Here is a 6,434-nt window from a genome sequence, read left to right as displayed (position 1 = left end):
ATTCCAATATCGATAAGATTAAATGGTTTATCTTTGATAGCTTCGGCAATTTTTCTAACCAAACCTGATCTTTCCGAAATTAATAGAATTAGAACAGGTGCCTGTAGTGAAAAACGATTGAAAGAAATAATTCGATCAAATGTTTCGTTGGCTACTGCTTCTTTTAATTTTGGATCATCTACTACGATAAATTCCCAGGGCTGGGAATTACTAGCCGAAGGGGCAAGCCGTGCCGCCTCCAGACAGCGTTCAATTTTTTCTTTTTCCACCATTTTATTTAGATACTTTCGAACGCTTTGTCTTTTCTTTACTAAATCTAAAAAATTCATTTCATTTCTCCCAGGTACAGGGGACGGTTCTCTTTTACTTATTAATGATTTTTGATAAATATTATAGCATACTAATAAAATTTTAGGAACAGAGAACCGTCAGACTGTATTTTCTACTTCGACCAAGCAGTTATGAAAAGCTGCTTCATAACCTATATCACTGATATAATCTCCGGTAAGTTTATTTATATTAACTTTATGCACTCCATCCCACCAACCAAAGTAAATATGTACAATTCCCTTAGCCACTTTTTTCGTAAGTAGGGCCTTTAAAATAAAATTACCTCTTTGGTTATAGACTTTTACTTTATCTCCATTTTTAATCTTTCTTTTCTCGGCATCAGAGGGATTAATCCAGATAAAAGGCTCTTCTTGAAAAGCGGTGATATCTGAAAATTGAGAATTCATCTTCTTTAGGGCATGGCTACTCACTAAAGATAAAGGATATCTCTTATAAATATCTGGCGAAGTATATTTATTTTCTACTGCCTCACGATATATCGGGAGAGGATTTTCTCCCCATTTATCTTTCATTTTCTGGCAAAAAAATTCTATTTTTTGAGAAGAAGTATTAAATTTGAAATCATTAAACGCTATTTCTTGATAGTCGGGATGAAGGTAGGGTTTTTCTTTTAATTCATCGATATCGGTATCTAAATTAGAACTACTGATTATCTTTTCTATAGTACTCAAGTTATTTTCCGGTAAATAATCTAAATTAAAACCGAATTTTTTACCTAAAAGTCTATATATTTCACTTTCGTGTTTACATTCACCTGATGGTTCAATCACTTTTTGTTGTAGCTGAATATAAGAATGGCCATATCCGGTAATTAGATCATAATACTCAAACATTGAAGTTACTGGTAAAATAATATCGGCTATCCTTGCTGTATCAGTTAAAAAAAGATCAGCAACTACAATAAATTCTAATTTATTCATCGCCTTAGCCAGTAAATTAACATTTGGGTTACTGGTCATTGGATTTGCTTCTTCTATCCATATCGCTTTTAGGGCCTGTCTGCGTGCTAACCTGTCTGCGTGCGTACCTGTCGCACAGGCAGGCACGCACAGGTAGGGAGGTTCCGTTTGATGATCTAATTCGCTGGCCAGTTTAGCTGCTGCTATGGAATTACGAATCTTATCAGGTTTTTCCGGAAGAAAGGGCCAATTTAATTCAGGAGCCTGTCTATCACTAAAGTAAAAACCGCAACCTTTTTTTCCAAGGCTAGCCGTTAATGCGGGTAAAAGAGAGATGGCTCTTACGGTTTGTCCCCCATTAGTATATCTTTGAACACCCATCCCACAGATAAGGGCATATTCAGGATTTTCTTTTATATAATTTATCAGACTTTTAATTTTATTTATAGGGATCTCAGTTATAGCAGAAACTTTATCCAAAGGATATTCTCTGGTTAATACTTTGAATTCATCGAACCCAAAAGTATATTTATTTATAAAATCAGCATCTATTATATTGCTTTCTATGAGTTGGTTGGCCACCCCTAAGGCAAGACAGCCATCAGTCCCCACTCGAGGATTTAAATATAAATTGCTTTTCTTCCCGGATTCATTTTCTCTTATATCAATACTGATTAATTTTGCTCCCTGGTCTAAAGCCTTATTTAAATAATGCATCAGATGAATATTAGTATAGGCCGGATTTGTGCCCCATAATATTATCAATTTTGAGTTTTCTAAATCAGAAATCTTATTATGTTTTACTTTTCCATAAGTTAAATTGATCGCTTCTTGGGCCGCAGAATCACACAAACCTCCATAAGTAGAAGTAAAACCGCCAAACTGATACCAGAAGCTGTAAGCGCAATTTTTCATTACTCCCAAATTAGCAAATCTGACATAATACAAAACTGACTCTGGTCCATACCGTTCTCTTAAGCCTCGAAGCTTTTCATAAATTATATTTAAAGCTTGCTCCCAGCTAATTCTTTTAAATTCACTTTTGCCTCGCTCGCCAATTCTCTGCAATGGATATAACAGTCTTTCCGGGCCATAGACTAGATTTGGATAATTTTTCCCTTTACTACATATCCTGCCCTGACTTACCGGGCTATTGCGATTCCCTCTAACTTTTATTACCTTCCCTTTTTCTACCTCAACCTCTAACGAACAGGAACCAAAACAATCCTTAGGACACACTGAATTTATGGTTTTAGGCATTATATTTTATTATTCCTCTTTTAATCTCAAATATATTTTTTTTATTATACTCTATTTTACTATTTTATAAAATCTCCAGAATTGACTTTCGTTAAAAAACTTGGGCTTCTCTGCCTGTGTGCGCCTGCCTGTGCGTGTACCTGTCTGCCGTGCCGGCACAGGCAGGCGCACGCAGACAGGTTAGCACGCAGACAGGTAGTATCTTGCCCTTCGGGTTAATAAAATACTGAAGAAAAATGGAGGTGAAATATTTAACAAAATTTCCTTAAAATTCAAATATAAGGTACTGTCAAAAATAATATGAAAGAAAAGGAGAAAAAAATGAAAAAAGTATTAGTGGTTTTGTTAGTTATGGGGTTGATTTTTTGTCTTGCTTCAATGAGTATATCAGCAGAAAAAGCTGATTACACTGGAAAAATTGGTATTTCTCTTCCGACTGCTACTCACGGCTATATGGGTAGAGTCAACTGGTGGGTACAGAAAGCGGTTGCAGACTGGAAGGCAAAAAGTCCCAAACTCGAGTTTCTTGTTTTAACCGCTGATAATGTTACCAAACAAGCAGCCGATATTGAAGACTTAATGACTAAAGAAATCGATGCGATTGTTGTATTTCCATTCGATGCTTCAGTGACTTCTGTTATAGAGCAGGCTTATAAGAAAGGAATATACACGGTAGTTCTTGACCGAGGTACCACAAAACCTGTTTATGATGTTTATATTTCAAATGATGATGAAGGCTATACCCGTGAAGGAACTGAATGGATTGCAAAAGAACTGGGGTACAAGGGCAAAATGGTTATTATCGAAGGTATTCCATGCCCGATCAATACAACTAGAATTGACACAATCAAGGCAACTGCAGCCAAATATCCGGGAATTGAAATACTTGATTCACAGCCAGGCGAATGGAACCAGGAAAAAGCGATATCAAAATATTCCTCGGCGGCGGCGCATCAAAAGAAATGCTCCAGAAGATAATGGATGGCGACAAGCTGGTAAGAGCAAATGTCACTTACCCGCCGGACTGTATAGCAACAGCTATCGGGCTTGCTATTCTCGGTTATAACAAGCAAACCTTTGAAGGTTTCTATCAGAAAAAGCTTCCCTTAAGAATTATTCTTTCAGCAGAACTTATAACCGCTGAGAACGTAGCTGACTACTATAATCCGGATGAAGTAAACTGATTAGCATAAAACTTTATATCAATTGCTTATTATTTCTGTGATTAAACAAAAAAAGGGGCTGCTACATAGCAGCCCCTTTTTTCAGGTCAAAAAGATTTTATAAAATAACTTCTGTCCATTTTTCCGATGACTTGCTACTTTTTAGAATTGCCTCTACAAAAGCAATCCCGGTTATCCCTTCGTCCATACCGGGAAAATCCCATCCGCTTATTCCTCCGGAACAGGGAGGCTGGTTGTTTTTAACGCAGTTCATGGCTCTAAAAGCGGCAGAGTATATATTTGAAAACGCGCCGATTAGACCTTCTGGATGACCGGGAGGAAGTTTCGATGCTTTTCGGGCTTCTATGCACAAGGCTGGAATCCCTTTTTTAAATATGGTGCTTGTACCGTCAAGGTTCATCATTTCAAGAACTTCGGGGAATTCTTGGTCCCAGGCAAGGCCTGCCTTATCTCCGTATATCCTTATCCGCAGAGCGTTTCCTTCCCCGGTTGAAACCTGCGAGGCGTGAAGAAGACCGTTTGCCATGCCACTGAATTTTATCAGAACACTGCCGTTATCATCAAGCTGGTTTCCGGGGATGGCTGTGTTAAGGTCTGCACAGACTTTTTCAGGTTTTAAACCGGTTATGGTCTGGGCAAGATTCAGTGCATGAATTCCGATATCTATCATGGTACAGGACGGACCTGAAACAGCAGGATCAAGATGCCAAGTCCTGAATATTTCCGGATCATTTATAAGTGGAGAAAGCCATCCCTGAGTGTATCCAACCAAAATGCTGATTATCCTTCCAATACTGCCGGACCTGACCAGGTCTCTTGCCTGTTTAACCATTGGATAGCCGGTATAACCATGTGTCAGCGCAAATATCATTCCTGTTTTTTCCGCTATTTTTTTTATTTCAAGCGCTTCAGAAAGAGAAACTGCCATGGGTTTGTCCGAGACAACATGAAATCCTCCCTCAAGAAATGCTTTTGTCATGTTACTGTGTGAAGCATTTGGAGTTGCTATGATCACAAAATCAATTCTTGCCCTTTTAGGAAGACTGTTTTCTTTTTCTATCATCTCCATGTAATTACTGTATATTCTGCTTTTTTCAATTCCTAGTTCTGCTCCACGCTCTGCAGATCTTGCAGAATCGCTTGAAAAAACACCAGCTATAATTTCTGCTTCTCCGTTAAGAGTGGCAGAAGCTCTGTGAACTAACCCGATAAACGAGTTTTTGCCTGCCCCGATTATTCCTCCATACAGTTTTTTCATTGTATCCCTCCAATAGACAGGCGAGACGCCTGTCCTACTTTAGATCTAAAAGACTATTCCAGACCAAGAATTTTTTTGCTTACCAAGTTTTTGACTGTTTCTCTCATTGCAATCTGCATACGCAGCGGGGGCAGGCCGCATAATGCGTCAAAATCCACGACTGCTGCCCTGCTCATAAGAATAAAGAAAGAATCTTTTTTAATCAGTGAAAGTTTTTCCGCACTTAGAAATCCCTGGTTGTCTTTTGTCACACCTGCCATGACAAAAACAATAATTACAAATGTCATACCAAGCGCTATTATCCCGGCATAAGAAACCTGCCGTAAAATATTCACCAGGTTTTGGAATTTAAGAAAATCTGTCTTGCATTACAACAACCCGGTTACACATTCCGATAAGTTCTTCCATTTCCTTGGATGTCAATATTCCGAATTGCCTTTATATTTTATTGTTTTCTTATATAACTGAAGCATTTTCTAACAAATACTTTTCGGCATCTGGTGACCACAATCCATTATTCTTTTCAACTATTTTAGCCAATTGAGCAAATAAAGAGTCAGTCTCTCCTTTTTTCTTAAAATCAGAAATAGAGCTAAGTTCCATTTCAATATTAGTGTAGATTAATTTTTTGCCACCGGGTATTCGGGGTAAATTTAAAGTAGTATCCACTACACTATTTAACCCCCCGATATGGGTAATCATTGCCGAAGGATTGATAAGTTCTTTTTCCATCATTTGGAGTGATTCAATCATATCCTGAGTATTCCCTCCGCTAGTTCCGGTTAAGTGAGTTGAAGTATAGTGAACATTATAAAAATTAACCAAGGCGGAAAATTCTGAATCGGTGGGACCGGCAAAGAAGTTCAAACAGCCATCTTTGGCTAAAATTTTATCCCCCTGTTCTACAATGGCTTTTACTGCTGCAAAAACAAAGACATCATGGTACCCTTTACCTCCAGTCATGGAAATAAGGTAATCTTTCGGATTTTCTATATCTTGGGGATTAATATATTTTAATTCAACACCTCTCCTTTTAGCTTCTTCTATGGTATGGATTAAGGAGGCTCTTTTCAATCTTACCTCATCAAGATCAGTAACCACTAATAATTTAGGTCTTCTCTCCCTATGGATAGCATAATCTATCGCACCAAGACCCATCGGACCTGCCCCGGCTAAAATGGCCATGTTTCCTCCTGCGGCAATCCCCATATGGTGGGTATAGTTACCAGCAACAGTATGATAATTAGCCTGAAAAGCTCCTACAATACAAGACATCGGTTCTGCCAATGATCCATAATAAAAGGCTTTTCCATTATATTCCAGCAAACAATTCATTTCCATAACTTGATTAGGTATAATTATATAAGTAGCATCCCCACCTATATAGGGGAAGGAATAGCCTGGAGCGTCAAGACTCCCTTTATAATTTAGAGCAGGTTGAATAGCAAACTTCTTACCGGCAGTAAATTGGTGTTTCCACTT

Annotated in this window: 7 protein-coding genes; 2 read left to right on the top strand and 5 right to left on the bottom strand. The window is 38.1% G+C overall.

The annotated features are described in order from the left end of the window. Both COZ07_RS00035 and COZ07_RS00030 read right to left on the bottom strand, forming a co-directional pair. Positions 1-329: nitroreductase family protein (locus COZ07_RS00035; protein WP_406606578.1), on the bottom strand; the 329-nt coding region annotated here is incomplete at its 3' end. Positions 330-428: 99 nt separating this feature from the next. Next, a complete protein-coding gene (locus tag COZ07_RS00030; RefSeq protein WP_406606577.1) occupies positions 429-2,510 on the bottom strand; it encodes a molybdopterin-dependent oxidoreductase in 2,082 nt (693 codons plus the stop codon). 321 nt (positions 2,511-2,831) lie between these two features. Between COZ07_RS00030 and COZ07_RS00025 the strand changes: the two genes are divergently transcribed. Both COZ07_RS00025 and COZ07_RS00020 read left to right on the top strand, forming a co-directional pair. Further along, complete coding sequence (locus COZ07_RS00025; protein ID WP_406606576.1) at positions 2,832-3,488, top strand: substrate-binding domain-containing protein; 657 nt, start codon at positions 2,832-2,834, stop codon at positions 3,486-3,488. Then, positions 3,473-3,694, top strand: coding sequence for a hypothetical protein (locus COZ07_RS00020; RefSeq protein ID WP_406606575.1), 222 nt, complete (start codon positions 3,473-3,475; stop codon positions 3,692-3,694). Before COZ07_RS00025 ends, COZ07_RS00020 begins: the two co-directional genes overlap by 16 nt. A gap of 97 nt (positions 3,695-3,791) precedes the next feature. Here the strand turns inward: COZ07_RS00020 and COZ07_RS00015 are convergent, their stop codons facing one another. The 3 genes from COZ07_RS00015 to COZ07_RS00005 all read right to left on the bottom strand — a co-directional run. Continuing rightward, a complete protein-coding gene (locus COZ07_RS00015) occupies positions 3,792-4,952 on the bottom strand; it encodes a Gfo/Idh/MocA family protein (protein WP_406606574.1) in 1,161 nt (386 codons plus the stop codon). 53 nt (positions 4,953-5,005) lie between these two features. Continuing rightward, entirely contained in the window at positions 5,006-5,287 is a 282-nt protein-coding gene (locus COZ07_RS00010; RefSeq protein ID WP_406606573.1) for an NAD(P)-dependent oxidoreductase, read from the bottom strand. Between the two features lie 121 nt (positions 5,288-5,408). Beyond that, positions 5,409-6,434, bottom strand: a 1,026-nt coding sequence (locus COZ07_RS00005) for a zinc-binding dehydrogenase (RefSeq protein ID WP_406606572.1), incomplete at its 5' end; no start/stop codon positions are given.

The organism is Candidatus Infernicultor aquiphilus, from assembly GCF_002784285.1.
Classification (GTDB): Bacteria; Atribacterota; Phoenicimicrobiia; order Phoenicimicrobiales; family Phoenicimicrobiaceae; genus Infernicultor; species Infernicultor aquiphilus.
The sequence above is the reverse complement of the archived record's forward strand: the minus strand, read 5'-3'. Positions and strand labels throughout refer to the sequence as shown.

Coding starts and splice junctions, on each gene's coding strand:
- COZ07_RS00030 (WP_406606577.1), bottom strand. CDS start 2,510: ATGCCTAAAACCATAAATTCAGTGTGTCCTAAGGATTGTTTTGGTTCC.
- COZ07_RS00025 (WP_406606576.1), top strand. CDS start 2,832: ATGAAAAAAGTATTAGTGGTTTTGTTAGTTATGGGGTTGATTTTTTGT.
- COZ07_RS00020 (WP_406606575.1), top strand. CDS start 3,473: ATGCTCCAGAAGATAATGGATGGCGACAAGCTGGTAAGAGCAAATGTC.
- COZ07_RS00015 (WP_406606574.1), bottom strand. CDS start 4,952: ATGAAAAAACTGTATGGAGGAATAATCGGGGCAGGCAAAAACTCGTTT.